The 25,192-nt window shown below is 73.8% G+C and carries 22 protein-coding genes and 1 pseudogene; 13 read left to right on the top strand and 10 right to left on the bottom strand.

Annotated elements, in window-relative coordinates; translation table 11 throughout:
* The first annotated feature begins 91 nt into the window (after positions 1–91).
* The gene (purB, locus tag ACFY9S_RS25405; protein WP_391132226.1) at positions 92–1,534 is read left to right on the top strand and encodes an adenylosuccinate lyase; all 1,443 of its coding nucleotides are present in this window, start codon (positions 92–94) and stop codon (positions 1,532–1,534) included.
* A 14-nt stretch (positions 1,535–1,548) separates the two neighbouring features.
* On the top strand, positions 1,549–2,094 hold the full coding sequence (gene mug, locus ACFY9S_RS25410; RefSeq protein ID WP_391132228.1) for a G/U mismatch-specific DNA glycosylase: 546 nt from the start codon (positions 1,549–1,551) through the stop codon (positions 2,092–2,094).
* Positions 2,095–2,098: 4 nt separating this feature from the next.
* Here mug and ACFY9S_RS25415 read toward each other — a convergent pair whose 3' ends face one another.
* Genes ACFY9S_RS25415 through ACFY9S_RS25425 form a run of 3 tightly spaced genes read right to left on the bottom strand, consistent with a single transcriptional unit; the run spans position 2,099 to position 4,237 of the window.
* Positions 2,099–2,530 carry a hypothetical protein gene (locus ACFY9S_RS25415; protein ID WP_391132230.1) on the bottom strand — a complete coding sequence of 144 codons (432 nt, stop codon included), beginning with the start codon at positions 2,528–2,530 and terminating at the stop codon, positions 2,099–2,101.
* A gap of 55 nt (positions 2,531–2,585) precedes the next feature.
* The gene (locus ACFY9S_RS25420) at positions 2,586–3,314 is read right to left on the bottom strand and encodes an ABC transporter permease (protein WP_391132231.1); all 729 of its coding nucleotides are present in this window, start codon (positions 3,312–3,314) and stop codon (positions 2,586–2,588) included.
* A 2-nt stretch (positions 3,315–3,316) separates the two neighbouring features.
* Positions 3,317–4,237, bottom strand: a complete 921-nt coding sequence (locus ACFY9S_RS25425) for an ATP-binding cassette domain-containing protein (RefSeq protein WP_391132233.1) — start codon at positions 4,235–4,237, stop codon at positions 3,317–3,319.
* Between the two features lie 108 nt (positions 4,238–4,345).
* Between ACFY9S_RS25425 and ACFY9S_RS25430 the strand changes: the two genes are divergently transcribed.
* The 3 genes from ACFY9S_RS25430 to ACFY9S_RS25440 all read left to right on the top strand — a co-directional run bounded on the left by ACFY9S_RS25430 (position 4,346) and on the right by ACFY9S_RS25440 (position 7,431).
* A complete protein-coding gene (locus ACFY9S_RS25430; protein WP_391132414.1) occupies positions 4,346–5,518 on the top strand; it encodes a histidine kinase in 1,173 nt (390 codons plus the stop codon).
* A gap of 14 nt (positions 5,519–5,532) precedes the next feature.
* On the top strand, positions 5,533–6,195 hold the full coding sequence (locus ACFY9S_RS25435; RefSeq protein ID WP_102911078.1) for a response regulator transcription factor: 663 nt from the start codon (positions 5,533–5,535) through the stop codon (positions 6,193–6,195).
* An 87-nt stretch (positions 6,196–6,282) separates the two neighbouring features.
* On the top strand, positions 6,283–7,431 hold the full coding sequence (locus ACFY9S_RS25440) for an ROK family protein (RefSeq protein WP_391132235.1): 1,149 nt from the start codon (positions 6,283–6,285) through the stop codon (positions 7,429–7,431).
* Positions 7,432–7,529: 98 nt separating this feature from the next.
* Here ACFY9S_RS25440 and ACFY9S_RS25445 read toward each other — a convergent pair whose 3' ends face one another.
* Complete coding sequence (locus ACFY9S_RS25445) at positions 7,530–8,291, bottom strand: UTRA domain-containing protein (RefSeq protein WP_391132237.1); 762 nt, start codon at positions 8,289–8,291, stop codon at positions 7,530–7,532.
* Positions 8,292–8,459: 168 nt separating this feature from the next.
* A complete protein-coding gene (locus tag ACFY9S_RS25450) occupies positions 8,460–9,344 on the bottom strand; it encodes an RNA polymerase sigma-70 factor (RefSeq protein WP_391132239.1) in 885 nt (294 codons plus the stop codon).
* A 110-nt stretch (positions 9,345–9,454) separates the two neighbouring features.
* Here ACFY9S_RS25450 and ACFY9S_RS25455 point away from each other — a divergent pair, with 110 nt between their 5' ends.
* From ACFY9S_RS25455 to ACFY9S_RS25475, 5 genes are all read left to right on the top strand, one after another.
* Positions 9,455–10,108 (top strand): NAD(P)-binding domain-containing protein, encoded by a 654-nt coding sequence (locus ACFY9S_RS25455; protein ID WP_391132241.1) that lies wholly within the window; start codon positions 9,455–9,457, stop codon positions 10,106–10,108.
* 107 nt (positions 10,109–10,215) lie between these two features.
* Positions 10,216–11,046 carry an alpha/beta fold hydrolase gene (locus ACFY9S_RS25460; protein ID WP_391132243.1) on the top strand — a complete coding sequence of 277 codons (831 nt, stop codon included), beginning with the start codon at positions 10,216–10,218 and terminating at the stop codon, positions 11,044–11,046.
* 43 nt (positions 11,047–11,089) lie between these two features.
* Positions 11,090–12,532: an aminotransferase class I/II-fold pyridoxal phosphate-dependent enzyme gene (locus tag ACFY9S_RS25465; protein WP_391132245.1), complete on the top strand. Its 1,443-nt coding sequence runs from the start codon at positions 11,090–11,092 to the stop codon at positions 12,530–12,532.
* Positions 12,533–12,660: 128 nt separating this feature from the next.
* Complete coding sequence (locus ACFY9S_RS25470; protein ID WP_391132247.1) at positions 12,661–14,223, top strand: alkaline phosphatase D family protein; 1,563 nt, start codon at positions 12,661–12,663, stop codon at positions 14,221–14,223.
* A 109-nt stretch (positions 14,224–14,332) separates the two neighbouring features.
* A complete protein-coding gene (locus tag ACFY9S_RS25475) occupies positions 14,333–15,589 on the top strand; it encodes a GNAT family N-acetyltransferase (protein ID WP_391132249.1) in 1,257 nt (418 codons plus the stop codon).
* Positions 15,590–15,598: 9 nt separating this feature from the next.
* Here ACFY9S_RS25475 and ACFY9S_RS25480 read toward each other — a convergent pair whose 3' ends face one another.
* Positions 15,599–16,816: a PLP-dependent transferase gene (locus tag ACFY9S_RS25480; RefSeq protein WP_391132251.1), complete on the bottom strand. Its 1,218-nt coding sequence runs from the start codon at positions 16,814–16,816 to the stop codon at positions 15,599–15,601.
* A gap of 66 nt (positions 16,817–16,882) precedes the next feature.
* On the opposite strand from ACFY9S_RS25480, the gene ACFY9S_RS25485 reads away from it, so the two are divergent.
* Positions 16,883–17,374: an Lrp/AsnC family transcriptional regulator gene (locus ACFY9S_RS25485; RefSeq protein WP_031137002.1), complete on the top strand. Its 492-nt coding sequence runs from the start codon at positions 16,883–16,885 to the stop codon at positions 17,372–17,374.
* Between the two features lie 31 nt (positions 17,375–17,405).
* The gene (locus ACFY9S_RS25490; protein WP_391132253.1) at positions 17,406–19,103 is read left to right on the top strand and encodes a DUF885 family protein; all 1,698 of its coding nucleotides are present in this window, start codon (positions 17,406–17,408) and stop codon (positions 19,101–19,103) included.
* Between the two features lie 263 nt (positions 19,104–19,366).
* On the opposite strand, the gene ACFY9S_RS25495 is transcribed toward ACFY9S_RS25490, so the two are convergent.
* Entirely contained in the window at positions 19,367–20,200 is an 834-nt protein-coding gene (locus ACFY9S_RS25495) for an SDR family oxidoreductase (RefSeq protein WP_391132255.1), read from the bottom strand.
* Positions 20,201–20,261: 61 nt separating this feature from the next.
* Entirely contained in the window at positions 20,262–20,780 is a 519-nt protein-coding gene (locus tag ACFY9S_RS25500; protein ID WP_391132257.1) for an Imm21 family immunity protein, read from the bottom strand.
* Positions 20,781–20,927: 147 nt separating this feature from the next.
* Between ACFY9S_RS25500 and ACFY9S_RS25505 the strand changes: the two are divergent.
* Positions 20,928–21,017: pseudogene (locus tag ACFY9S_RS25505) on the top strand (Lrp/AsnC family transcriptional regulator); the annotation flags it as partial.
* A gap of 2 nt (positions 21,018–21,019) precedes the next feature.
* Here the strand turns inward: ACFY9S_RS25505 and ACFY9S_RS25510 are convergent.
* Together ACFY9S_RS25510 and ACFY9S_RS25515 are read right to left on the bottom strand one after the other, a co-directional pair.
* Positions 21,020–24,013: an AAA family ATPase gene (locus ACFY9S_RS25510; protein WP_391132259.1), complete on the bottom strand. Its 2,994-nt coding sequence runs from the start codon at positions 24,011–24,013 to the stop codon at positions 21,020–21,022.
* The gene (locus ACFY9S_RS25515; protein ID WP_391132260.1) at positions 24,010–25,173 is read right to left on the bottom strand and encodes an exonuclease SbcCD subunit D C-terminal domain-containing protein; all 1,164 of its coding nucleotides are present in this window, start codon (positions 25,171–25,173) and stop codon (positions 24,010–24,012) included. The genes ACFY9S_RS25510 and ACFY9S_RS25515 overlap by 4 nt, the downstream gene beginning before the upstream one ends.
* Positions 25,174–25,192: the final 19 nt, after the last annotated feature.

Consider the following 25,192-nt stretch of genomic DNA (forward strand, 5'->3'; position numbering starts at 1 on the left):
CGCAGGTGGGCGCGTCCATGACGGCGTCGTAGGTTCCGACAAAGACACCCGCGGCGCTGGCCTGCACGAATCGCCAGTAGAATCCGGTCACGTGACTTCCGCTCCCGCCAAGCCCCGCATCCCCAACGTCCTCGCCGGACGCTACGCCTCCGCCGAGCTCGCCACGCTCTGGTCGCCCGAGCAGAAGGTGAAGCTGGAGCGGCAGCTCTGGCTCGCCGTGCTGCGCGCCCAGAAGGACCTCGGGATCGAGGTGCCGGACGCGGCGCTCGCCGACTACGAGCGCGTCCTCGACACCGTCGACCTGGCCTCCATCGCCGAGCGCGAGAAGGTCACGCGGCACGACGTGAAGGCGCGGATCGAGGAGTTCAACGACCTCGCCGGGCACGAGCACGTGCACAAGGGCATGACCTCGCGCGACCTGACCGAGAACGTCGAGCAGCTGCAGATCCGCCTCTCGCTGGAGCTGATGCGCGACCGCACCGTCGCCGTCCTGGCCCGGCTCGGCAAGCTCGCCGGCGAGTACGGCGAGCTGGTCATGGCCGGCCGCTCGCACAACGTCGCCGCGCAGGCCACCACCCTCGGCAAGCGCTTCGCCACCGCCGCCGACGAAATGCTCGTCGCCCACGGCCGCATCGAGGAGCTGCTGGGCCGCTACCCGCTGCGCGGCATCAAGGGCCCGGTCGGCACCGCGCAGGACATGCTGGACCTGCTGGGCGGGGACGCCGCGAAGCTCGCGGACCTGGAGCAGCGGATCGCCGGGCACCTCGGCTTCTCGCAGGCGTTCACCTCGGTCGGCCAGGTCTACCCGCGCTCACTGGACTACGAGGTGGTGACGGCGCTGGTGCAGCTGGCGGCGGCCCCGTCGTCGCTGGCGAAGACGATCCGGCTGATGGCAGGGCACGAACTGGTCACCGAGGGCTTCAAGCCCGGCCAGGTCGGCTCCTCGGCGATGCCGCACAAGATGAACACCCGCTCCTGCGAGCGCGTCAACGGACTGATGGTGATCCTGCGCGGCTACGCCTCGATGACCGGCGAGCTGACGGGTGACCAGTGGAACGAGGGCGACGTGTCCTGCTCGGTGGTGCGCCGGGTCGCCCTGCCCGACGCGTTCTTCGCGCTGGACGGTCTGCTGGAGACGTTCCTGACGGTGCTCGACGAGTTCGGCGCGTTCCCGGCGGTCGTTGCCCGCGAGCTGGACCGCTACCTGCCGTTCCTCGCCACCACCAAGGTGCTGATGGGCGCCGTGCGCGCCGGGGTCGGCCGGGAGCTCGCGCACGAGGCGATCAAGGAGAACGCCGTCGCCTCCGCGCTCGCCATGCGCGAGCAGGGCGCCGAGCGCAACGAACTGCTCGACAAGCTGGCCGCCGACGCGCGCATCCCGCTGGACCGGGGCCGGCTGGACGCGCTGATGGCCGACAAGCTGTCCTTCACCGGCGCCGCGGGCGACCAGGTCGCCACCGTCGTCGCCCGGGTCGAGGAGATCGTCAAGCAGAACCCCCAGGCCGCGGGTTACACGCCCGGGGCCATCCTCTGACCCGCCGCCCTCCGATGGCGCGTTTCACGCCCGAGGAACTGGAGGCCGCCCGTGACCGCGTCGTGCCCGACGTGGTCGCGGAGGGGCTGCACGTCCTGTTCTGCGGCATCAACCCCGGCCTGATGACGGCCGCGACGGGCCATCACTTCGCCCGCCCCGGAAACCGCTTCTGGCCGGTGCTGCACCGGTCCGGGTTCACTCCGCGGCTGCTGAAGCCGTCCGAGCAGCAGGAGTTGCTCGCGTACGGGCTCGGCATCACCAACGTCGTGGCGCGGCCCTCGGCCCGGGCCGACGAGCTGAGCGCCGAGGAGTACCGGGAGGGTGGGCGGCTGCTCGCGGCGAAGGTGGAGCTGCTGCGGCCGCGCTGGCTGGCCGTCGTGGGGGTGACCGCGTACCGTGCCGCGTTCGACGACCGCACGGCGCGGGTGGGGCCGCAGTCGCGGACGATCGGGGACACGCGCGTGTGGGTGCTGCCCAACCCGAGCGGGCTGAACGCGCACTGGACGGCCGAGACGATGGCGGAGGAGTTCGGACGGTTGCGGGAAGCCGCCGGGGCCTGATCTCCTACGGCGGGTCGGTCTCCGTGACCAGGGCCAGTAGTCGGACCTCCCGCGAGGCGTCCCGGTCCGCGACCGCCACGGCCACCCAGCGGCCGGTGCCCTCCACCTCCCACAGGTGGGCGATGCCCGCGCAGGCGCTCAACTCGGCCCACGGCCGGGGTATCTCCTCCCGCTCGGTGCGCAGCAGGACGGTGTGGAGGTTGTACGGAGGCGTGTCGCCCCAGCGGGAGGCGAGGAGCTCGTAGAGGGCGTCCCGGTCCTTCTCGTACTGGTCGATCGTCACCGCCCGGACCGCCGGGTCGTCATCGGTCGCGGCCTCTAACACCGCGATGTGGTGGCCGGGCCCCGAGACGCCGACGTCCGACGGGCCGTGCTCCGCCGGAAAGGGGCGGTAGCACAGCTCGTCGATGAGCGCGATGTGCTGTGCGATGTTCATGGGTCCAGTAAACCCGCCCCCACTGACACTTGGCGGGGCATCAACCGGCTCGCCGTCAGGCGTCCCTGCGCCGCACGCTCCAGGCTCCGGCCAGCAGGGCGGCGGCCGTCCACAGCGCGGTCACCGCGAGCCCCGACCACGGTCCGAGCGACGCCCCGCCGTACGACTCCCGCAGGACCAACTGCCCCGCTTTGTCGGGCAGGAAGTCCGCGACGGTGCCCGTGGCGTCACCGATCACGAACGACACGACGAGGATGAACGGGATCAACAACGACAGGGTGGCCACGCCGCTGCGCAGCAGGGCGGCCAGCCCGGCGGCGAACAGGGCCATCAGCATGAGGTAGACGCCGCAGCCCACGACACCGCGCACCTGCTCACCGGTGCTGAGCGTGTCGGCCGCCGAGCCGAGCCCGGCCCGCCCCACAAGGAGGGCGGCGAGGGCCGTCACCAGCCCCGCGAGGAGCGCCGGCACGGCGATGACGGCCGCCTTGGCCGCGAACCACCGGCCGCGCCGGGGGACCGCGGCCAGCGAGAGCCGGAGCGCGCCCTGGTGAAACTCCGACGACACGGCCATGGCCCCGAACGAGATGGCCGCGATCTGTCCCGGGATGACGCCGGACAGGGCCGCGAACAGCGGATCGAACCCCGGGTCCGAGGCATCGGAGACACCGGCGATCGCGGAGAACGCGACGGTGGCGGCGAACAGCGCCGGCAACACCGCCGTGAGCGAGCGCAGCGTGCGGATCTTCAGCCACTCGGAGCGCAGTACGGGCGTGAATTCCATGGTCAGGCCTCCTGGGGCTGTGCGGTGAACTCGGTCTCGGTGGCCGTGAGGTCGAAGTAGGCCTGCTCCAAGGTGCCCTCCTCGGCCGCGAGTTCCAGAACCGGTACACCCGCGGCGGACGTGACACGGCCGATGTCGTCCACGCGTGCGTGGTGCACGGTCCAGTGACCGTCCGCGTGCTCCTCGGCCTCGTGGCCGTGCCGGGCCAGGGCACCGCGCAGGGCGGCGGGGTCGCTCGTGCGGATCCGGACTCGCGGTTGCACGCGCGCGTGGATGAAGTCCCGCATCGGGGTGTCGGCCAGCAGTCGGCCCCGGCCGAGGACGACGAGGTGGTCCGCGAAGGACGCGGTCTCGTTCATCAGATGGCTGGAGACCAGGACCGTTCGCCCCTCCCCCGCGAGCCGTTGCAGCAACCGCCGGATCCACACGATGCCTTCGGGGTCGAGGCCGTTGGACGGCTCGTCCAGCATGACCACCTCGGGGTCGCCCAGCAGGGCGGCTGCGATGCCGAGCCGCTGGCGCATGCCCAGGGAGTACGTCCGCACGCGGCGCCGGGCCACCGAGGCCAGGCCCGTCTCCTCCAGCACCTCGTCGATCCGCCGGTCCGGGATGCGGTTGCTCGCGGCCAGGACGCGGAGGTGGTCACGGGCGGTGCGCGAGCCGTGCGCGGCCTGTGCGTCGAGCAGGGCGCCCACATGGCGCAGGGGTTCGCGGAGCGCCGGGTAGGGCCGGCCGCCGATCGTGGCGGAACCGGCGGTCGGCCGGTCGAGGCCGAGCACCAGCCGCATGGTGGTGGACTTTCCGGCGCCGTTCGGGCCGAGGAAGCCGGTGACGCGGCCGGGCTGCACGCGGAAGGTGAGCCGGTCCACGGCCCGCCGGCCGCCGAACTCCTTGGTGAGGTCCTGGACGTTGATGCTGGTCATGACAGCAGCGTGACGGCCGGACCGGAGTGCGGTCCTCCCCCGGCGGTGGAGATCGTCTCCCCCCTGCGGGGGAGGCTCGCTGTCGGTGCCGGCTGGCACGATGACGCCATGGTCCGCATGCTGCGCCCCTTCACACGGGCTGTGACGTACACGCGGTGGCTGCATCTCTCCATGGCCATCGTGTGGCCGTCCCTGTGGCTGTTCATCGACGAGGCGTGGTGGACGGTGGCCACGGCGACCGTGCTGCTGGGGCTCGCGGGCCTGGTCCCCGCCATGCGGATCGTGGAGGGGTTCCAGGCGAGGCTGCTGCTGATCGGCCATCGGGAGGGTGGCGAGAGCCCGGAGATCGTCGTCGCCCCCTCGGCCACCTGGGGTGATCGCGGCCGGATGGTGGTGTGGCTCCAGACCAGGCTGTTCCTCGGCGCCCTGGTGTCGCACCTCGCCGTCCAGCTTCTCCTCCTCGGCGTGGACCTGGTGTCGACGGCACTCGGTGGCGAGCGTGCCGGCGGTACCTGGCTCGTCGTCGTCACGGGCCACCACTGGTGGCACGCCCTGCTCGCGCCCCTGCCACTGGTCCTGGCCGCCGCGGTCGTGGTCGGTTCGGGGCACCTCGTCACGGCGCTCGCCCTGCGCCTGCTCGGCCCTTCACCCGCCGAGCGGCTCGCCGCACTGGAGGAGCGCACGGAACAGCTCCTGGAACGCACGCGCATCGCCCGCGAGTTGCACGATTCCATCGGGCACGCGCTCACGGTCGCCGTCGTGCAGGCGGGGGCGGCCCGGGCGGCGGGCGATCCAGCCTTCACCGACCGGGCCCTGGACGCCATCGAGGAGACCGGCCGGGCCGCTCTGGAGGACCTGGAGCGGGTGCTCGGCGTCCTGCGCGAGTCGGGAAAACCGGTGAGCGGCAGACCGACCCTCGCGGACGCCGACCGCCTGCTGGAGTCGGCCCGGGCCTCCGGGGCGAAGGTCGACGCCGAGGTGACCGGCCCGGTGGAGACGGTGCCCGGGCCGGTGTCCCGGGAGGGCTACCGCATCCTCCAGGAAGCGCTGACCAACGTGCTGCGGCATGCGGGGGCGGTCCCGGTCCGCGTCCGCGTGTGTGTCGCCGACGGCACCCTCGTCCTCGCGATCCGCAATCCGCTGCCGGCCGGGGCCCCCGGCTCCGGGCGCGGCAGCGGCTTGCGCGGGATACGCGAACGCGCGGCCCTGCTCGGCGGGCTGGCCCGGACCGGGCCCGACGAGGGCGACTGGCAGGTCCACGCCGAACTGCCGCTGAGTTGATCTACGCTGGCCCGATGCCGGTCACCGTTCTCCTCGTCGACGACGAACCCCTGGTGCGCGCGGGCCTGCGGGCCGTGCTGGAGGCGCAGCCCGACATCGAGGTCGTGGGGGAGGCCGCGGACGGGGCGGCGGTGATCCCACTCGTGCGGCGGCTGCGGCCGGACGTCGTCGCCATGGACGTACGGATGCCGCTGCTGGACGGTATCGAGGCCACCCGGGCGCTGCTGCGGACGGTCGACGATCCACCGCGGATCCTCGTGGTGACGACGTTCGAGAACGACGAGTACGTGTACGAGGCGCTGCGGGCGGGAGCCGACGGGTTCCTGCTCAAGCGGGCCCGACCCGCCGAGATCGTGCACGCGGTGCGGCTGATCGCCGAGGGCGAGTCGCTGCTCTTCCCGGCCTCGGTGCGGCAGCTCGCCGCCGAGTACGGCGACACCGGCGGGAACCGAGCGGCGCGGGCCCTGCTGGAGCGGGCCCAGCTGACCGAACGCGAGTCCGAGGTGCTGCGGCTGATGGCGCGGGGCCTGTCGAACGCGGAGATCGCCGCCGGGCTGGTCGTGGGGACCGAGACCGTGAAGTCGCATGTCAGCGCGGTGCTGGCGAAGTTGGGGGCACGGGACCGCACCCAGGCGGTGATCGCGGCGTACGAGTCGGGGTTCGTGGCGCCCGGCTGATCACCGGGCCGGTGCCTGCCCCTCGCCGGGGTGTGCCGCGTCGAAGTACGATCCGGCCAACACGGGCACGACCTGGGAGGACGGACGGTGGGGCGGCTGACCGGCGGGGATCCCTCGCTGCTGCGAAGGATCAACTCCGCGGTGGTGCTGCACGCGCTGCGCGCCACGGACTGCGCGACGCTGACCGAGATCACCCGGGTGACGGGGCTGTCCCGGCCGACGGTGGAGGGCGTCGTCGAGGGGCTCATCGAGGCCGGGCTCGTCGTGGAGAAGGCGGCCGAGGAGGGCGCTGCCCGGCGGCAGGGGCGTCCGGCACGGCGGTTCCGGTTCCGGGCGGAGGCCGGTCATCTGCTCGGTCTCGAGATCGGGGCGCATCGGGTGGCCGCGCTGTTGTCCGACCTGGACGGCCGGGTGATCGGCGCGCAATCCAAGGAGGTCCCCGAGACGGCGGAGGCCGACGAGCGGCTGGAGCGCCTGCGCGGGGCCGTCGCCGAGTCGCTGCGGCGGGCCGGGGTCGCGCGCGGCTCGCTGCGGGCCGTGGGCGTGGCCACGCCCGGGATCGTGGAGGCCGACGGCACGGTGCGGCTGGGCACGGCGCTGCCGGGGTGGACGGGGCTGCGGCTGGGCGAGCGGCTGAGCCGGTCGTTCAAGTGCCCGGTGCTGGTCGAGAACGACGCCAACGCGGCCGTCGTCGCCGAGCACTGGAAGGGCGCGGCCACCGCGTCGGACGACGTGGTGTTCGTGCTGGCCGGGCTGAGCCCGGGTGCCGGTTCGCTGATCGGGGGCCGGCTGCACCGGGGGTACGGCGGAGCGGCCGGCGAGATCGGTGCGCTGCATCTGCTGGGCCGGGAGGTGACGCCCGAGACTCTCCTGTCCACCACGGACGAGCCCCTGCACCCGCTGGACGAGCAGGCGGTCGCCGGGGTCTTCGCGCGGGCCCGCGAGGGTGACCGGCAGGCCCGCGCCGCCGTCGACCGCTTCATCCAGCGCCTGGTCCACGACGTGGCCGCGCTCGTCCTCGCCCTGGACCCGGAGCTGGTCGTCATCGGCGGCTGGGCAGCGGGCCTGGACGGCGTCCTGGGCCCCCTCCGCCAGGAACTCGCCCGCTACTGTCTGCGTCCCCCGGAGGTGACCGTCTCCAGCCTGGGAGACGCGGCCGTGGCAACGGGAGCCCTGCGCCTGGCCCTTGACCACGTGGAGGAACAGCTCTTCGCGGTGGAGCAACGCCCCCTTTAGGGCGCGGGGCTGTGTCGGCATGCGGCTCCGCCGCGTGGGCGCGATCAGCCACAACGAACGCCCGGCCCCCGATTCACCACACCCCCGCGGCGCGAAGGTCAGGACGCCTGCCGCTGATGTCCGTCGTGGATCTCCACGCCCCCCGAGTCACCGAAGGTGAGGCGGCACGTGTCAGCGCGGTACGTCGCCACCGACAACGCCGCCGCACGCCCCCTGGCGACGAACCGCGTCGTCACCACCAGCACCGGCGCCCCGGGCAGCCGGTCCAGCTCCTTCGCCTCGTCGGCCCCGGCGGAGCCGAGCTCCACCGCGTTCTCCTGCCGCTCCGGCTCCAGCCGCTGCAGCTCCCGCAGCACCGCACGCGCGTGTGCCGCTCCGGACGGGGCGTCGATACCGGAGAGCTCGGGCACCGAGGGCTGCGGGATGTACAGCAGCTCCGCGGCCACGGGCCGGCCGTGCGAGACCCGGGAGCGCCGCACGATGTGCACGGGCTCCTCGCGGCCGGTCTCCAGCGCGTCGGCGACGGCCGGCGGCGGCACGGCCGCCGTGCAGTCGACGGGCTGCCAGGCGTCCTCGGAGCCGCCCGGCCAGGTGTGCGGGCCGGTGCCGAGGGAGACGCCCATGCGGGGCGGCGCGACGGTCGTGCCGACGCCGCGGCGGCGCTGCAGCCTGCCTTCGAGTTCGAGCTGCTCCAGGGCCTGGCGGAGCGTCGCCCGGGCGACCCCGAAGCGGGCCGCGAGGTCGCGCTCGTTCGGCAGGATCTCCCCCACCGAGAACTCCGAGTCGAGCGCTGCACTGAGCACCGTCTTGAGATGCCAGTACTTCGGTTCCTGCACCGATTCCAGCTGCGTGGTCCCCACCCTGTCCTCCGCAATCGCCGTGGTCGGCGGCGTTTCAGCGCCCTTGTTTATTAAAGGTTGTTGCACTTCTCTGCGACCATAAGGCGGCCCTGATCCTTGGTCAAGACCAATGGCCGGGAACGTTCACGGGTCGGTCGTACGGGGCCTGGGACCGGACCCGCAGGACGTTTAGGCGGCGGCCAGGGACCGGAGCTTGTCGGGGTTGCGGATGACGTAGACCGACTGCACGCGGCCGTCGGCCACGTCGAGCTGGAGGACGGAGTCGGGTTCGCCTCCGGACAGGATCAGCACGGCCGGGCCGCCGTTGACCTCCAGGAAGCGCGTGGTCAGGCCCAGGAGACCCTTCCGCGCGGCGCCGGTGAGGAACCGGCCCACCTTGTCGGCGCTGCGCAGGACCCGCAGCGGCGCCCGCGACTTTCCGCCGCTGTCGCCGACGAGCCGGACGTCCGGGGCGAGCAGCGCCATGAGGCCTTCGAGGTCGCCGTCGGCCGCGGCGGCGAGGAACCGCTCGGTGAGGTCGCGGCGCTGGGCGGGGTCGACGTCGTAGCGCGGGCGCCGTTCCTCGACGTGCTTGCGGGCCCGCCCGGCCAGTTGGCGCACCGCCGGTTCGCCGCGGTCGAGCATCGCGGCGATGTCGGCGTGCGGGAAGCCGAAGGCCTCGCGCAGCACGAACACGGCCCGCTCCAGCGGTGACAGCGACTCCAGCACGACGAGGACGGCGAGGGAGACGGAGTCGGCGAGGACGGCCCGCTCGGTGGTGTCCGGCACGGTGCCGCCGAAGTCGGTGACGTACGGCTCGGGCAGCCAGGGACCGACGTACGTCTCGCCGCGGGCCTTGATCTGGCGCAGCCGGTCGATGGCGAGGCGGGTGGTGATCCGTACGAGGTAGCCGCGCGGTTCGCGCACGTCCGCGCGGGAGCTGCCGGACCAGCGCAGCCAGGCCTCCTGGACCACGTCCTCCGCGTCGGCCACCCGGCCGAGCATGCGGTAGGCGACGCCCAGCAGGACGGGGCGGTGCGCTTCGAAGAGGTCGGTCGCGGTCTCGGTGGTCACGGCTCCATCCCAGCCCACCGGTGCGGCCCTGTCCAGGCGGAATCATCACTTCCCGGACAGAATGGCCGACAGGGCGCCGGTGATCGGCGGCGCGGTTCCGGGAGGTGGCGATGCGGTACGCGGTGCTGGGCACGGGACAGGTCGGGCGCACGCTCGGCGGACGGCTGGTGGAGCTGGGGCACGAGGTGCGGCTCGGCTCGCGCACGCGGGACAACACGGCCGCCGTGCAGTGGGCCGCCGCCGTCGGCCCGGGCGGGGGCGTGGGGACGTTCGCGGAGGCGGCGGAGTTCGGGGAGGTGGTGGTGAACGCGGTCGGCGGGCGGGTGGCGCTCGCCGCGCTGGAGGCGGCCGGGGCGGAGAACGTCGACGGGAAGCTCCTCGTGGACGTGTCCAACCCGCTGGCGGTCGAGGAAGGCGAGCTGCGGCTTTCCCCCGTCGAGTCGGACAGCGTGGGTGAGCAGATCCAGCGGGCGTTTCCGCACGCGCGCGTGGTGAAGTCGCTGAACACGGTCAACTGCCGGGTGATGGTGGAGCCGGCGAGCGTGCCGGGCGAGCACAACGTCTTCGTCTGCGGGGACGACCCGGGCGCCAAGGAGCAGGTGACGGCGCTGCTCGGGGAGTTCGGCTGGCCTGCGGGGCGCGTGCTCGACCTCGGCGGGATCCGGGCGGCCCGGGCCGTGGAGATGTGGCTGCCCCTGTGGGCCGGCCTGTTCCGGAAGTTCGGGCACGGCGAGTTCAACCTGGAGGTGCGGCGGGCCCGTTGAGCGGCCCGGCGCCGTGAAGGCGGCGGCACTCTGGGGCTACCGGCGGGTAGCAATTGCTGACAAGCTGTCTACAGCGTCCGTCAGCGAGTACAGCCGAGGAGCACCCCATGTCCGCCACCGTCTCCTTCGAAGTCGCCTCCGCGCGGGGCGAGCAGAGCGTGACCCTGTCCTACACGCGCCGGGGCAGCGGCGAGCCGCTCCTGCTCCTGCACGGTATCGGCCACCACCGTCAGGTGTGGGACCCGGTGATCCCCGCGTTGGCGGCCGAGCGCGACGTGATCGCCGTGGACCTGCCCGGCTGCGGCGAGTCGCCGGCGCTCCCGGGCGGCATGGCGCACGACCTGCCCACGATGAGCACGGTCCTGATCGCGCTCTTCGGTGCGCTGGAGATCGAACGGCCGCACGTGGCGGGCAACTCGCTGGGCGGCCTGCTGGCGCTGGATCTGGCCCGGGCGCGGCTCGTGCGTTCCGTCACCGCCCTGTCCCCGGCCGGGTTCTGGAACGAGGCCGAGCGCCGTTACGCCTTCACGGTGCTGACGGCCATGCGGCAGATAGCCCGCCGGATGCCGCCTCCCGTGGTCGAGCGGCTGGCCCGCCCGGCCATCGGCCGCACCCTGCTGACGAGCACCATCTACGCCCGCCCGGGCCGCCGTTCACCCGAGGCCGTGGTCGCCGAGACGCTCGCGCTGGCCCGGGCGCAGGGGTTCTCCGAGACGCTGCGCTCCGGCCGGACCGTGCGGTTCACCGACGACATCGTGGGCACGCCGGTCACCGTCGCGTGGGGCAACCGGGACCGGCTGCTCATCCCGCGTCAGGGCGTGCGCGCCAAGGGCGTCATCCCCGGGGCCCGGCTGGTGAGGCTGCCCGGCTGCGGCCACGTCCCGATGAACGACGACCCGGCGCTGGTGGCCCGGGTGGTCCTCGACGGCAGCCGCTGACCGGCCCCCGGGGGCGGCAGAAGCTCCCCTAAGGTTCTGCCTCATGACGCCAACGCGGAGCGGCGACCCGGGCGAAGGTACGGCGTCCGCCGCCTGGGAGCTGCTGCTGCCCGCCGCTTCGGCTCCGGCACGCACCCGTGGCCGTTCCCTGCAGGCGGCGCTGCGCGAGGCGGTCCGCTCGGGCCGGCTCGCGCCGGGCACCCGGCTGCCGTCGAGCCGGGATCTCGCGGCGGACCTCGGGGTGTCGCGGGGGCTGGTCACGGAGGCCTACGAGCAGCTGACGGCCGAAGGGTACCTGCGCAGCGGCCGGGGTTCGGGGACCTGGGTGGGGGCGGCCGTCCGGGCGGCTCAGCCGCGGGCGCACGATCTCGCTCCGCGCTCACCCGGCGCCCGTGCCGACTTCGTGCCCGGGACGCCGGACCTGGCGCTGTTCCCGCGCGCCGCGTGGGCCGCCGCGCATCGCGGCGTACTGGCGGATCTGCCGCACCAGGAGCTGGGCTACCCCGACCCGCGCGGGCTGCCGCGGCTGCGCACCGCGCTGGCCGAACTGCTCGCCCGGCGGCGGGGCGTGGTGGCCGACCCGGAGCGGATCGTCGTCGTGTCGGGGGTGGCCCAGGCGACCACCCTGCTCGGTTTCGTACTGCACGCGCGCGGGGTGCGCACGGTCGGCGTGGAGGACCCGGGCAGTCCGCAGCACGACGCGCTGTACGCGTCGGCAGGGGTCACCGTCGTGCCGCTGCCGGTGGACGACGAGGGAGTCGCCCTGGAGCCGCTGCGAGCCTCCGGCGTCCGGGCAGTGGTGACGACTCCGGCCCACCAGTTCCCCACCGGCATCGCCTACTCGGCCCGGCGTCGCGCCGAGCTGCTGGACTGGGCGCGGTCGGTGGACGGCATCGTCCTGGAGGACGACTACGACGGCGACTTCCGCTACGACCGTGCACCCGTCGGCGCGCTCCAGGGCCTCGATCCGGACCACGTGGCCTACACGGGCTCCGTCAGCAAGTCCCTGGCTCCGGGCCTGCGGCTGGGCTGGATGCTGGTGCCGGAGTCCTGGGCGCAGGAGGTCGTCGAACGCAAGCGCACCATGGATCTCGGCCACCCCTCCCTCGACCAGGCCTTGTTCGCCCGCTTCCTGGAGCGCGGCGACTACGACCGTCAGCTGCGCCGCTGCCAGCGCGCCTACCGCGACCGGCGCGACGCGCTGGTCGCCGCCCTGGACACGCACTTCCCCGGCTCGAAGGTGTCCGGGATCGCCGCCGGCCTCCACGTGATCGCCACGCTGCCGCGGCGGTACGGGCCCGAGGAGCGGTTCCTCGCGCGAGTGGCCGCGGCGGGAGTGGCGGTGCGTCCGCTGTCGGCCTTCGCCCACACGCCGACCGAGCCCGAGGGAGCCGGAGAGGTCCGGCTCGTCCTGGGCTACGCCCATGTGCCGCCCGCCCGGATCGCCGCGGGTCTACGCCTGATGGCCGAGGCCGCGAGCGGGTGATCCGACCGGTCAGCGGGGTTCCCTCACCCTGCGGTCAGTTGTTCACTTGGGGTTCGTGTGTGCGCTGCGGCGTGCAGGTAGGTGTGGCTCTGCACACTTGGCCGGATCCCGTCCCTGGAGGCGTATCCATGTCACACCGTCCGTTGCCCGGGCGCCGTAGCGTCCTGCGTGGCTCGCTCGCCGCGTCGGCTGCCCTGTCCCTGCCCACCGCGCTCGGCGCGGCACCCGCGTTCGCACGCTCCGGGCGCCCGACGGCGGGATGGGGGGTGCAGGCGGGAGACGTGACCTGCGACTCCGGGCTGGTGTGGGTGCGCTCCGACCGGCCGGCCCGGATGATCGTCGAGACGTCGGCAACGGAGTCGTTCCGCGACCCGCACCGCCGAAACGGCCCGCTGCTGGGTCCGGGCACCGACTTCACCGGCACGACCCGGCTGCGCGGCCTGCCGTCCGGAGAGCAGATCCACTACCGCGTGCTGCTCGCCGACCCGGACGACCCGCGCCGCACCGGCGAGCCGGTCACCGGCACCTTCCGCACCGCGTCCGCCAAGCGCCGCGACGGTGTGCGGTTCGTCTGGTCGGGCGACCTGGCCGGACAGGGCTGGGGCATCAACCCGGAGTTCGGCGGCTACCGCATCTACGACGCCATGGGCGCCCTCGACCCGGACTTCTTCCTCTGCAGCGGCGACACCATCTACGCCGACGGCCCGATCACCGAGAGCGTGGCCCTGCCCGACGGCCGCACGTGGCGGAACATCACGACCGAGGAGAAGGCGAAGGTCGCCGAGACCCTCGCGGAGTTCCGCGGCAACTTCCGCTACAACCTGCTGGACGAGAAGCTGCGTGCCTTCAACGCCCGCGTCCCCTCCATCGTCCAGTGGGACGACCACGAGGTCACCAACAACTGGTACCCGGGCGAGATCCTCACCGACTCCCGCTACACCGAGAAGCGCGTCGACGTACTCGCCGCACGCGCCCGCCGGGCGTTCTCCGAGTACGTCCCGACCTCCACGCTGCGCCGCCCCGGCGGCCGGGTCCACCGCGTGCAGCACCACGGCCCGCTGCTGGACGTGTTCGTCCTGGACATGCGCACCTACCGCAACGCGAACTCGCCCGGCGACCAGCCCACCGACCCGCAGGGCATCCTCGGCCGGGAGCAACTGGAATGGCTCGAGCGCGAGCTGTCCCGTTCCCGGGCGGTGTGGAAGGTGATCGCCTCCGACATGCCGATCGGCCTCGTCGTGCCGGACGGGACGAACATCGAGGCCGTCGCCCAGGGCGACCCCGGCAAGCCGCTCGGCCGCGAGCTGCAGATCGCCGAACTGCTGCGGTTCGTCAAGCACCGGCGGATCACGGGCACGGTGTGGCTGACGGCCGATGTGCACCACACCTCGGCGCAGCACTACCTGCCGTCGAAGGCCGCCTTCACCGACTTCGAGCCGTTCTGGGAGTTCGTCTCGGGCCCCCTCAACGCCGGCGCCTTCCCCGCCAACGCGCTCGACGGCACCTTCGGCCCGGACCGCGTGTTCGTGAAGGCGCCGACTACCGCCAACGTCTCCCCCGCCGACGGCTTCCAGTTCTTCGGCGAGGTCGACATCGACGGCCCCAGCGGCGAGCTGACGGTCCGTCTGCGGGAGCAGGACGGCACCGTGCTCTTCACGCAGACCCTCCAGCCGGGCCTGGTCGGCCAGTAGACACACAGCGCGACGTTTGAAGCGTGGACCAAGAGGGCAAACTGCCCTCTTTACCCGCCGGTCACAGTGCGTTCGCGATCACGCAACACCGTTCCGTCACAGTGGGTGCATGACGCGAGAAGTGACTCAGCAGACGCAGCCCGAAGACAACTGCCGCCCCGCCACCTCCTTGCGGCGGGTCACGGCGGCGTTCCACGCCTGGCGGACACGACGCCAGGAACACGCGCCGCCGACGGGTGATACCGGGTCCCCGGCACCGGAACCGGTGCCGGGGGCGAACACCCTGTGGCGGATGCGGACCACCGTCCAGGACGAGCCGGGGTCACTGGCGGCCCTGTGCAGCGCCCTGGCCGGGCAGCGCGTCGACATCCTCAGCCTGCAGACGCACCCGCTGGCCGAGGGCACGGTCGACGAGTTCCTGCTGCGAGGCCCTGCCACCCTGCCGGTGTCCGCGATCACCACGGCCGTCGAATCGGCCGGCGGCGCCGACACCTGGATCGAGCGGGCCGACTCCCACGACCTCGTGGACGCGCCGACCCGGGTTCTCGGACTCGCCGCCCGCACGGCCCTGGACTCGGCGGAACTGCCACTGGCCCTGCGGCAGTTGCTGGGCCGGTGCACGATCCGGTCCCGGCCGGCTCCGGCCGGTGGCGGCCGGGCGCCGGGCGGCCTTGCGGTGGAGGGCGCCCTCGACGGCACGGTGATGCGGCTGCGCGCCCCGGAAGGCGGAGTGATCATCGTGGAACGGCCGTACCTGCCGTTCACCCCGACCGAGTTCGCCCGGGCCAGGGCGCTGGTGGAACTGGACGCCCGGCTCGGACCGCGCCTGCCGCACGGACGGGACCTGCTCACGCTCGCCGAGGGCAGCGACATCACCGTGCGGCGGGCCGACACACGTGACCTCGAAGCGGCCAGGGCGATGCACGAGCGGTGCTCGGCCCGCACCCTGGAGCTGCGCTATCACGGGCCCGTCCGTGACGCCGACCGGTACCTCGGCCACCTGCTCAGTCCGCGCTACGGCCGCACCCTCGCCGTGCAGACGGCCTCGGGGCGGATCGTCGGGCTCGGTCACCTCCTGTGGGACGGGGACGAGACGGAGGTCGCGCTGCTCGTCGAGGACGCGTGGCAGCGGCGGGGCGTCGGGGCGGAGTTGCTGTCGCGGCTGGTGGCCATGGCCGTCGAGGCGGGGTGCTCCAGCGTGTACGCCGTGACGCAGGCGTCCAACACGGGGATGGTCGCCGCCATGCGAGGGCTGGGGCTGCCTCTCGACTACCAGGTCGAGGAGGGGACGCTGGTCATCACGGCGAGGCTGGGTGAGGCGGTCGTGACGAGTGCGGAGGAACTCGGGAGCGCCTCCGCGCCGTAGGGGCGTTCGTCAGTGGGCGGGCGCGGGTTCGCTGTGGCTTGTCGCGCAGTTCCCCGCGCCCCTGTCGGGGCGCCCCAGCGCCTGGTCGAGATCCGACCACAGGTCCTCGACGTCCTCCAGGCCCACCGACATGCGCAGGAGCCGGTCGCTCACCCCGGCCCGCTTGCGGTCGTCCGCGTCGACGATGCGGTGGCTGATGGAGGCCGGATGCTGGATCAGGGTGTCCACGCTGCCGAGGCTCACCGCCGGGGTGATCAGGCGGACGCCCGCGATGACCTCGTGCGGGTCGTCGTACACCTCGAAGGCGACCATCGCGCCGCCGATGCGCGGGTAGTGCACACGGGCCACCCGCGGGTCGGCGGCGAGGCGGTGGGCCAGTTCGGCCGCCGTGGCGGAGGCCGCCCGGACCCGGACGGGGAGCGTGGACAGACCGCGCAGCAGCAGGTAGCCGGCCAACGGGTGCAGGACGCCGCCCGTGGCGAAGCGCACCTGGCGCAGCCGGCCCGCGAACTCCTCGTCGCAGGCGACCACGCCCGCGAGCACGTCGCCGTGACCGCCGAGGTACTTGGTGGCGCTGTGCAGCACCAGCCGCGCGCCGTGCTCGGCGGGGCGCTGGAGGACGGGGGTGGCGAAGGTGTTGTCCACGAGCAGAGGCACCGAGCCGCAGGCGTGCGCGACGGCCCGCAGGTCGACCTCGGCGAGGGTGGGGTTGGCCGGGGACTCGACGATGACCAGGCCGGTGTCCGGGCGCAGCGCGCCGGCGACGCCGGCGGGGTCGGTCCAGGTCACCTCCGAGCCCAGCAGCCCGGCGGTCAGCAGGTGGTCGCTGCAGCCGTAGAGGGGGCGTACGGCGACGACGTGGCGCAGGCCCATCGAGCCGCGGACGAGGAGGACGGCGCTCAGCGCCGCCATGCCGCTGGCGAACGCCACCGCCGCCTCGGTCCCTTCGAGACGGGCCAGGGCCGTCTCGAAGCGGGCGACGGTCGGGTTGCCCAGCCGCCCGTAGACGGGCGGGCCGTCCGGCTCGGCACCGGTGGTGGCGAACGCGTCGATGCGGGCCGCCTCGCCGCGGCTGTCGTACGACGGGTAGGTGGTGGACAGGTCGATCGGCGGGGCGTGCAGCCCCTGGCGGGCGAGGTCGTCACGCCCGGCGTGCACGGCCTCGGTGGCGAGGGCTCGCGGTGCGGTGCGGACGCCGTCGTGGGCGCGCGTACTCGTTGTGTCCATGTCCATGATGGAAAGGGTGAACATCGGCCGGGCAGCAGCGCGAGAACCCCGTGCTACGTTCGGCCGATGGCTGAATCTGTCGTACTGGATCCGGTGGATCTCCATCTGCTGCGGCTGTTGCAGAACGACGCCCGGGCGACGTACCGGGATCTCGCCGCGCAGGTCGGGGTGGCGCCGTCGACGTGTCTGGACCGGGTGACGCGGCTGCGCCGCTCGGGCGTGATCCTCGGGCACCGGCTGGAGCTGGATCCGGCCAAGCTGGGACGAGGACTTGAGGCCCTGCTGTCGGTGCAGGTCAGGCCGCATCGGCGGGAGCTGGTGGGGCCGTTCGTGGAACGGATCCGGGCCCTGCCGGAGTCGCGGACGGTGTTTCACCTGACCGGCCCGGACGACTATCTGGTCCATGTCGCGGTCGCCGACATGGCCGATCTGCAGCGGCTGGTGCTGGACGGGTTCACGTCGCGGCGGGAGGTGGCGCGGGTGGAGACCCGGCTGATCTTCCAGCAGTGGGAGTGCGGGCCGCTGCTGCCGCCTTCGCCCTCGGCTCAATCCGCGTGACGTGTGCGGTCCGTCGTACGAGGATGGCCGCATGTCTGAGATCAAGAGCCAGCTGCCCCGTGAGGTCGCCGACGCGTACGTCGACGAGCTCGTCGCCCTCGACCCGATCACCGGCACCTTCCTCGGCGACAAGGAGAGTTCGAGCAGGCTGCCCGACACCTCGCCCGCGGGCCAGGAGGCACTCGCGGAGCTGGCGCGCCGGACGCTGGCCCGGCTGGACGAGGCCGAGCGGCTGCCCGGCGCGGACCGTGACATCGAGCGCCGGTGCGCGCGGCTGCTGCGCGAGCGGCTGGGTGCCGAACTCGCGGTGCACGAGGCCGACGAGAGCCTGCGTTCCGTCAGCAACCTGAGCTCGATCGCCCACGCGGTGCGGCAGGTGTTCACCGTGACGCCGGCGCAGTCGGAGGAGGACTGGACGGCGATCGCCGAGCGGCTGCGCGCGGTGCCTGCGGCGCTGGAGGGCTACCGGGAGTCCCTGGCGCTCGGTCTGGAGCGGAAGCTGTACGGCGGGCCCCGCGCCACGGCCACGTTCGTGCGGCAGCTGGGCGAGTGGGCCGACGCGGACGGCGAGGGCCACGGCTGGTTCGAGCAGTACGCGGCCGCAGGACCCGAGGCCCTGCGGTCCGAACTGGACGCCGCCGCCCGCTCGGCCACCGAGGCCGTCGCCCGGCTGCGCGACTGGATGCGGGACGAGTACGCCCCGGCGATCGAGGGCGCGCCGGACGTGGTGGGCCGGGAGCGGTACGCGCGCTGGGTGCGCTACTTCAACGGCACGGACCTCGACCTGGACGAGGCGTACGCCTACGGCTGGTCCGAGTACCACCGCCTCCTCGGCGAGATGAAGACCGAGGCCGAGAAGATCCTGCCCGGCGCCGGCACCGGCACCCCGTGGGAGGCGCTGGCCCACCTCGACGAGCAGGGCACGCACATCGAGGGCGTCGACGAGGTCCGCGACTGGCTGCAGAGCCTCATGGACGAGGCGATGGACGCGCTCGACGGCACCCACTTCGACCTGGCCGAGCGGGTGCGCCGGGTGGAGTCCCGCATCGCCCCTCCGGGCAGCGCCGCGGCCCCCTACTACACGCCCCCCTCGGACGACTTCTCGCGCCCCGGCTGCACCTGGCTGCCCACCATGGGCGAGACGCGCTTCCCGGTCTACGACCTGGTGTCGACCTGGTACCACGAGGGCGTGCCCGGCCACCACCTCCAGCTGGCCCAGTGGAAGCACGTGGCGGAGAACCTCTCCCGCTACCAGGCGAGCGTCGGCATGGTGAGCGCCAACGCCGAGGGCTGGGCGCTGTACGCGGAGCGGCTCATGGACGAACTGGGCTTCCTGACCGACCCGGAGCGCCGCCTCGGCTACCTGGACGCGCAGATGATGCGGGCCGTGCGCGTCATCATCGACATCGGCATGCACCTGGAGCTGACGATCCCGGACGACTCGCCCTTCCACCCCGGAGAGCGCTGGACGGCCGGGCTGGCACAGGAGTTCTTCGGCTCGCACAGCAGCCGGCCCGCGGACTTCGTGGAGAGCGAGCTGACCCGCTACCTGTCCATGCCGGGCCAGGCCATCGGCTACAAGCTCGGCGAACGGGCCTGGCTCCTGGGCCGCGAGAACGCCCGCGCCCGCCACGGCGACTCCTTCGACCCGAAGGCATGGCACATGGCCGCGCTGTCGCAGGGATCGCTGGGACTGGACGATCTGGTGGACGAGCTGTCCGCCCTGTAAGGGGTCCTTTCACTATGCCCGTCCGGGTCGCGCGGCCTGGCACCGCACCTCGCCGCGTTGCCGAAACGTCCACGTGGCTCCTCCCCCAAGCTCTCGGCTTCGCTCGAACAGGGGGGACCCCCATCGAGGCCGCTCCGGCGCCTTGCGATGCACGGCACCAGACCACGCGACCTGATCGGACGCTCATAGTGAAAGGACCCCTAACAGCTCGTCAGCCCTGCGGTCGGATCGTCAGCCCTGCAGTCAGCTCGTCGGCCCTGTGATCAGTGCCGGAATCCGCCCTCGGAGCTGATGACCTCCCCGGTGATCCAGCCCGCCTCGTCGGTCGCGAGCCAGGCGATGAGGCGGGCCGGGTCGTCGGGCATGCCCCACCGCCCCGAGGGGAAGCGGGCGGCGACCGCCTCATAGTCCTCGCCGGTCAGGTAGTCCGTGTCCACGGGGCCGGGGTTGACGGTGTTGACCGTGATGCCCTGCTCGACGAGCGTGGTCGACAGGGAGCGGGTGATCGAAGCGAGGGCGCCCTTCTGGAGGGCGTAGGCGATCTCGCCCGGCATGCCGCCCGCGATGTCCTGGCCGGAGGTCATCATCACCACCCGGCCTCCGGGGCCGGGGGGCCGCAACCGGGCATGGGCCTGGATGAGCAGCAGGACCGCGCGGGTGTCGACCGCCCAGTGCCGGTCGAGCATCTCCGCGCCGGTCTCGTCCAGGGAGCCGTCGAACCCGCTCTGTGCTTGGTTGGCGACGAGGATGTCGAGGCGTCCGCCGAGGGCTTCGGCGGCCCTGGTGACGAGTTCGGCGGGCACGTCCGGGTCGGCCAGGTCGCCGGGGCCCGCGACGATCCGGGCGCCGGGGTCGCCGGCTGCGGCGCGCACGGACGCTAGGACGTCCTCGGGGCGGTCGGCGCCCCAGGGCCGGCCGGCGTCGTGCGGGAGATGGTGGTGCAGATAGACGCTCGCGCCGTGGGCGGCCAGGCGGCGGGCCACGGCGTGCCCGATGCCGCCGCGGCGGCTGGCTCCGGTGACCAGCGCGGTACGGCCGCGCAGGGGCAGGGGGTCGCGGCGCAGTTCCTCAGGGGTGGGGAGGGGAAGACGTGGCATGGGTTCATCGTGATCGGGCCGGCCGCCCGGCGCACGCGGTTTTCCCGTCGGTGACGCCGGGTCACCTCCGCGCGAGCAGCCGGAGCTGGACCAGGCCGAGCCAGGTCTCCGGGCCGGGCTGGACCCTCGCCGCGCGCACGGCGTACCGGCCCGGTTCCAGGGCCACCCGCACGTGCTCGGACCCCGACGGCTGTGACCCGGGCCAGGCCGCGTCGAACAGGAGGACCGTGCCCGGCACCTCCCAGTGCACCTCCGGCTCCCACTCCGCGCCGTCGACGGCCGGCGGGACGCTCGCCAGCAGCTCGTCCTCCGAGTCGCCGGCGCACCAGCGGACGAACATGCCGTGTTCGGGCAGATAGGCGGTCGAGGCGGGCTCGTCACCCAGGACCAGGGCGGTGCAGTCGCCGACCGGGAGGAGGCCGACGTGGCCGTCCACCTCGCAGGCCCGGTCGTAGTCCGAGGCCGTCTCCTCGCCGTCGGCGCCCGCCCAGAACGGCAGGACGGTCTCGGGTACCGCTATCAGCGGCCCGCCGCCCGACTCCACCCATTCCACTGCGCCCGGCTCCGCGTATCGCACCATGGCGCAAGAACCTACAGGGTCAACTCGCGGCAAAGGATCGGGGGTTCGGCAGCCGCAGTCACCGGTGTCCACGGGCGCCGTCGGCGAGTCCGCGGGCCCGGCGCTCGCGGCCCCGCCACGTCTCGAACGCCAGGCCCTCGCGCGCCCGAGGTGTCGGGGAAGACCGGGGAGCTGGGCTCGGTGACGACGAGCGTGGTGTGCTCCTCGCCCCTCCCCCGGCGCCCCCTGGGCCGCTGACCTCAGACGCCGCGCTGCCGCAGTGCCGATCCGGACCGGCCCTTGACGACCTCCAGCTGGGCGTGGATCCGCCGCCGCAGGTCGGGCACATGGCTGACGATGCCTACGCTGCGGTCGCGTTCGCGCAGGGAGTCGAGGACGTCGAGGACCTCGTCGAGGGTCTGGTCGTCGAGGCTGCCGAAGCCCTCGTCGATGAAGAGGGTGTCCAGCCGCACCCCGCCGGCCTCGTCCGTGACGACGTCCGCGAGGCCGAGGGCCAGGGCCAGTGAGGCGAAGAACGTCTCGCCGCCCGACAGGGTCGCCGTGTCGCGTTCGCGGCCGGTCCAGGCGTCCACGACGTGCAGTCCGAGCCCGCTGCGGCCGCGTCCGGTGCGGTCGTCCGAGTGGACGAGGGTGTAGCGGCCGGACGACATGCGGCGCAGCCGTACGGTCGCGGCGGCGGCGACCTGCTCCAGCCGGGCCGCGAGGACGTACGACTCCAGGCGCATCCGGCGTTCGTTGTCCGCCGAGGTGCCGGCGGCCAGACCGGCCATCCGGGCGACACGGTCGTACTCCTCGCGCAGCGGCGCCAGCCGGCGCACGGAGGCGGTCGCCCGGGCGGACAGCCGGTCGAGTTCCGTACAGCGGCGGCGGGCGGCGTCGTGGGCGGAGGCGGCGTGGCGCAGCCGCCGGTCCGCCTCGTCGGCCGTCCGCTGCGCCGCGTCCGGGTCGGCCCGCGGCTCGCGGGCCGCGGCGGCCGTGTCGGCCTCGGTGAGGACGGCCCGGACGGCGGCCTCCTCGTGCTGCCAGGCGTCCAGGCGGTGTTGCAGCTCACGGTGGGCGGCGTTGCCGAGGAGGGCGGCGGACGCGGCCTGCGGCGTCTCGAAGCCGGCACGGAAGGCGGCGTCGGCGAGCCGGGCGTCGGCGTCCTTGAGCCGCCGGGCGCTGTCCTCGGCGGCCCGGGCGGCGTCGGCGGCCTCCGTGAGCAGCGCGGTTCGCCGCTCCAGCTGTGCCGCACGAGCGGCGACACTGTCCAGGGAGCCCCGTACCCGGTCCAGCTCCTCCTCCAGAGTGGCCCGTTCGCGGTCCAGCCGCTCCCGGTGGCCGACCCGGGACGCGGTGCGTACGGCGGCCTCCTGCCGGGCGGCGAGGCGCCGTTCGCGTTCGTGCCCGGCCTGTCGCAGGCGCTCCTGCGCGGCGTGCAGCTCGGCTGCCGCGCTGCGGGCCCGCGCGTACCGCTCCTCCAGCTCCTCGACTTCCCGGGCGAGTTGACCGGTGGGCGTGTCACCGGCCTCCGCGGTGGCGGCGGCCAGTGCCTCCCGTACGGCCCCGAGGCGCCGCTCGTCCTCGGTGTGCTGTTCGTCGGCGCGCTGGTAGGCGGTGAGGGCGTGTTCCTCCGCCTCGCGGTCGACGTGCCCGGCGTCCTTGCGGGCGGGGGCGGGGTGCTCGGTGGCGCCGCAGACGGCGCAGGGTTCGCCGTCGGTGAGGTTCGCGGCCAGTTCGGCGGCGATGCCGTTCAGGCGCTGTTCCTTGAGGTCGAGCCAGTGCTGCTTGGCCCGTAGTGTCCCTTCCTGCGCGGTGCGGGCCCGTTCGACCGCCTGGTCGGTGTCGTGGGCGAGCTGGTCGCGCAGGCGGGCCGCCCGCAGCCGCTGGCGCGCGGGCTCGCGCAGTACGGCGAGCTGCTCGGCGAGGGCGGCGTCCTTCTGGGCGGAGTCGACTCGCGTCTGGAGGGCGGTGCGCGTCTCCTCCCAGCCGTCGAGCCAGGCCTCCGCCTCCTGCAGGAGGTCGGCGTCGGCGTGCTCCTGGCGGTCCAGGCCGGCGCGCTCGTCGAGGAGTTCGGCCAGTCGCCGCTCGGCGCGGCGGGCCGAGTCGAGGCCGCCCAGTTCCTCGGCGGTCCGGCGGGCGGCGGAGGCGAGTCCGGCCGCACCCGCGTCGGCGAAGGTCTCCGGCAGCAGGGCACGCGCGCGTGCCTCGGCGGCGGCTGCCCGGCGGTGTTCGGCTTCGGAGGATTCCCGCAGGTCCAGGGCGGGGGCGACGGCTTCGGCCTTGCGGGCCCGCTCCATGAGCGCCTGCGCCTCCCGGTAGGCCTCGGCTCCCTGCTCCAGACTCGCCGCTCGTTCCCGTGCCTGGGCGAACCGCCGCTGGAGCCGGTCCAGTTCGCGGGCGTCGTCCAGGGCGCGGCCGGCGGCGGCCTGCGCGGACTCGGCGGCGGTGAGCGTGCAGGCGGCGACGGTGAGCTGCTCGCGGGCGGTGCTGCGGGCGACGGCGGCCGCGCTCAGGACGGCATCGGCGAGCCCTGGTTCGCCCGGGGCGTGGCCGGGCAGCTCCATGGCGTCGCCCGCGGCCTGCTGCATGCGGTGGGCGTCGGCCAGCAGCTCCGCGTCCCCGTCCCGTACCTGGGCCTCGGTGGCGCGGCGGCGCTCGGCCAGGCGCTTCTCGACGTCGGCGAAGCGGCGGGTGTCGAACAGGCGGCCCAGCAGCTTGCCGCGGGCCTCGGCGTCGGCGCGCAGGAACCGGGCGAAGTCGCCCTGCGGCAGCAGCACGACCTGGCAGAACTGCTCCCGGCTCATGCCGAGGAGCTGGGTGATCTCCTCACCGATCTCCTGGTGGGAGCGGCTGAGGTCCTTCCAGGCCCCTGCCGTCGCGTCGTACTCGCGCAGCCACGTCTGGGCCTTGTCCAGGGTCGTGCCGGTGCCGCGCTTCTTGGGGCGCTCCCAGGGCGGCTGGCGGGTGACCTGCAGGCGCCGCCCGGCGACGGTGAGGTCGAGGGTGACCTCGGTGCGGGTCGTGGGGGTGGCGTGGTCGCTGCGCAGGGTCGTGCCCTGCCCGGCGCCCTGCCGGGCGCCCGGTACCGAGCCGTAGAGGGCGTAGCAGACGGCGTCGAGGACGGATGTCTTGCCCGCGCCGGTGGGGCCGTGCAGCAGGAACAGCCCGGCGCTCGACAGGTCGTCGAAGTCGACGGTCTGGGTGCCTCCGAAGGGCCCGAAGGCGGTGACCGTGAGCCGGTGGAGCCTCACCGGGCCACCTCCCGGACGGTCTCGTCGGCCCGTACGGCGTCGAACGCGTCCCGCAGCACGCCCTGTTCGCGCGCGTCGGGGCCGGCGCCGCGCACGTGGGCGACGAAGTCCTCGGCGATCTCCTGGTCGCTGCGGCCGGCGAGACGCCGGGCGTACGACACCTCGGACTCGTCCTCGTCGCGGTCGGGGTCGAAGACGAGGCTGAGCGTGTGCGGGAAGCGGGCGGCGAGCCGGGCCATCGGGTCGGCCGGACGAATGGGATCGGTGAGGGTCGCCTCGACCCACGCCTCCTCGTGCCGGGTCAGTTCCGGGTCGGCGAGCAGGTCTTCCAGTGTGCCGCGGATCCGGGCCAGGGCGCGGGGCACCGGGCAGTCGACGCGCTCGGCGTCGACGGAGCCGTCCGCGGCCAGGTCGACGAGCCACATGCTCTTGCGGTGGGCGGCCTCGGAGAAGGAGTAGGGCAGCGGGGAGCCGGAGTAGCGGACGCGGTCGGTGAGGGTCTGGCAGCCGTGCAGATGCCCGAGCGCCACGTAGTCGACGCCGTCGAACACCCCGGCCGGTACCGCGGCGACGCCGCCGACGGTGATGTCCCGCTCGCTGTCGCTGGGTTCGCCGCCGGTGACGAAGGCGTGCGCGAGGACGACGGAGCGGGTGCCGGCCGGGCGGGCGGCGAGGTCGGCGCGGACCCGGTCCATGGCGGCGTCGAGCACGGTCTCGTGTCCGGCCTTCTCCACACCGAACTCGTCCTTCACCAGGGCCGGCTCGAGGTAGGGCAGCCCGTAGAAGGCGACCTCCCCGTCGGCGTCGGCCAGCACCACGGGGGTGCCGGCCGCCGACGGCTCGGTCCGCAGATGGATGCCGGCCCGCCCGATCAGCCCGGCGCCGACGCCCAGCCGGCGGGCCGAGTCGTGGTTCCCGGAGATCATCACCGTGGGCACGCCGAGAGCGGCGAGGCGGTGCAGGGCGTCGTCGAACAGCTCGACCGCGGCGAGCGGCGGCACGGCACGGTCGTACACGTCTCCCGACACGACCACCGCGTCCACGGCCCGCTCCCGCACGGTCGTGACGAGGTGGCCGATGAACTCGGCCTGGGCACCGAGCATGTTCACCCGGTGGAAGGCCCGGCCGAGATGCCAGTCGGAGGTGTGCAGCAGCCTCAAGACGCCGCCCCGGCCCGCA

It is taken from the genome of Streptomyces sp. NPDC012474, from assembly GCF_042955185.1.
Lineage (GTDB): Bacteria > Actinomycetota > Actinomycetes > Streptomycetales > Streptomycetaceae > Streptomyces > Streptomyces cahuitamycinicus.

Coding starts and splice junctions, on each gene's coding strand:
- ACFY9S_RS25455 (WP_391132241.1), top strand. CDS start 9,455: ATGCGGTACGCGGTGCTGGGCACGGGACAGGTCGGGCGCACGCTCGGC.
- ACFY9S_RS25460 (WP_391132243.1), top strand. CDS start 10,216: ATGTCCGCCACCGTCTCCTTCGAAGTCGCCTCCGCGCGGGGCGAGCAG.
- ACFY9S_RS25475 (WP_391132249.1), top strand. CDS start 14,333: ATGACGCGAGAAGTGACTCAGCAGACGCAGCCCGAAGACAACTGCCGC.
- ACFY9S_RS25430 (WP_391132414.1), top strand. CDS start 4,346: ATGGTCCGCATGCTGCGCCCCTTCACACGGGCTGTGACGTACACGCGG.
- ACFY9S_RS25470 (WP_391132247.1), top strand. CDS start 12,661: ATGTCACACCGTCCGTTGCCCGGGCGCCGTAGCGTCCTGCGTGGCTCG.
- ACFY9S_RS25435 (WP_102911078.1), top strand. CDS start 5,533: ATGCCGGTCACCGTTCTCCTCGTCGACGACGAACCCCTGGTGCGCGCG.
- ACFY9S_RS25480 (WP_391132251.1), bottom strand. CDS start 16,816: ATGGACACAACGAGTACGCGCGCCCACGACGGCGTCCGCACCGCACCG.
- ACFY9S_RS25495 (WP_391132255.1), bottom strand. CDS start 20,200: ATGCCACGTCTTCCCCTCCCCACCCCTGAGGAACTGCGCCGCGACCCC.
- mug (WP_391132228.1), top strand. CDS start 1,549: ATGGCGCGTTTCACGCCCGAGGAACTGGAGGCCGCCCGTGACCGCGTC.
- ACFY9S_RS25500 (WP_391132257.1), bottom strand. CDS start 20,780: ATGGTGCGATACGCGGAGCCGGGCGCAGTGGAATGGGTGGAGTCGGGC.
- ACFY9S_RS25485 (WP_031137002.1), top strand. CDS start 16,883: ATGGCTGAATCTGTCGTACTGGATCCGGTGGATCTCCATCTGCTGCGG.
- ACFY9S_RS25415 (WP_391132230.1), bottom strand. CDS start 2,530: ATGAACATCGCACAGCACATCGCGCTCATCGACGAGCTGTGCTACCGC.
- ACFY9S_RS25490 (WP_391132253.1), top strand. CDS start 17,406: ATGTCTGAGATCAAGAGCCAGCTGCCCCGTGAGGTCGCCGACGCGTAC.
- ACFY9S_RS25420 (WP_391132231.1), bottom strand. CDS start 3,314: ATGGAATTCACGCCCGTACTGCGCTCCGAGTGGCTGAAGATCCGCACG.
- ACFY9S_RS25425 (WP_391132233.1), bottom strand. CDS start 4,237: ATGACCAGCATCAACGTCCAGGACCTCACCAAGGAGTTCGGCGGCCGG.
- ACFY9S_RS25465 (WP_391132245.1), top strand. CDS start 11,090: ATGACGCCAACGCGGAGCGGCGACCCGGGCGAAGGTACGGCGTCCGCC.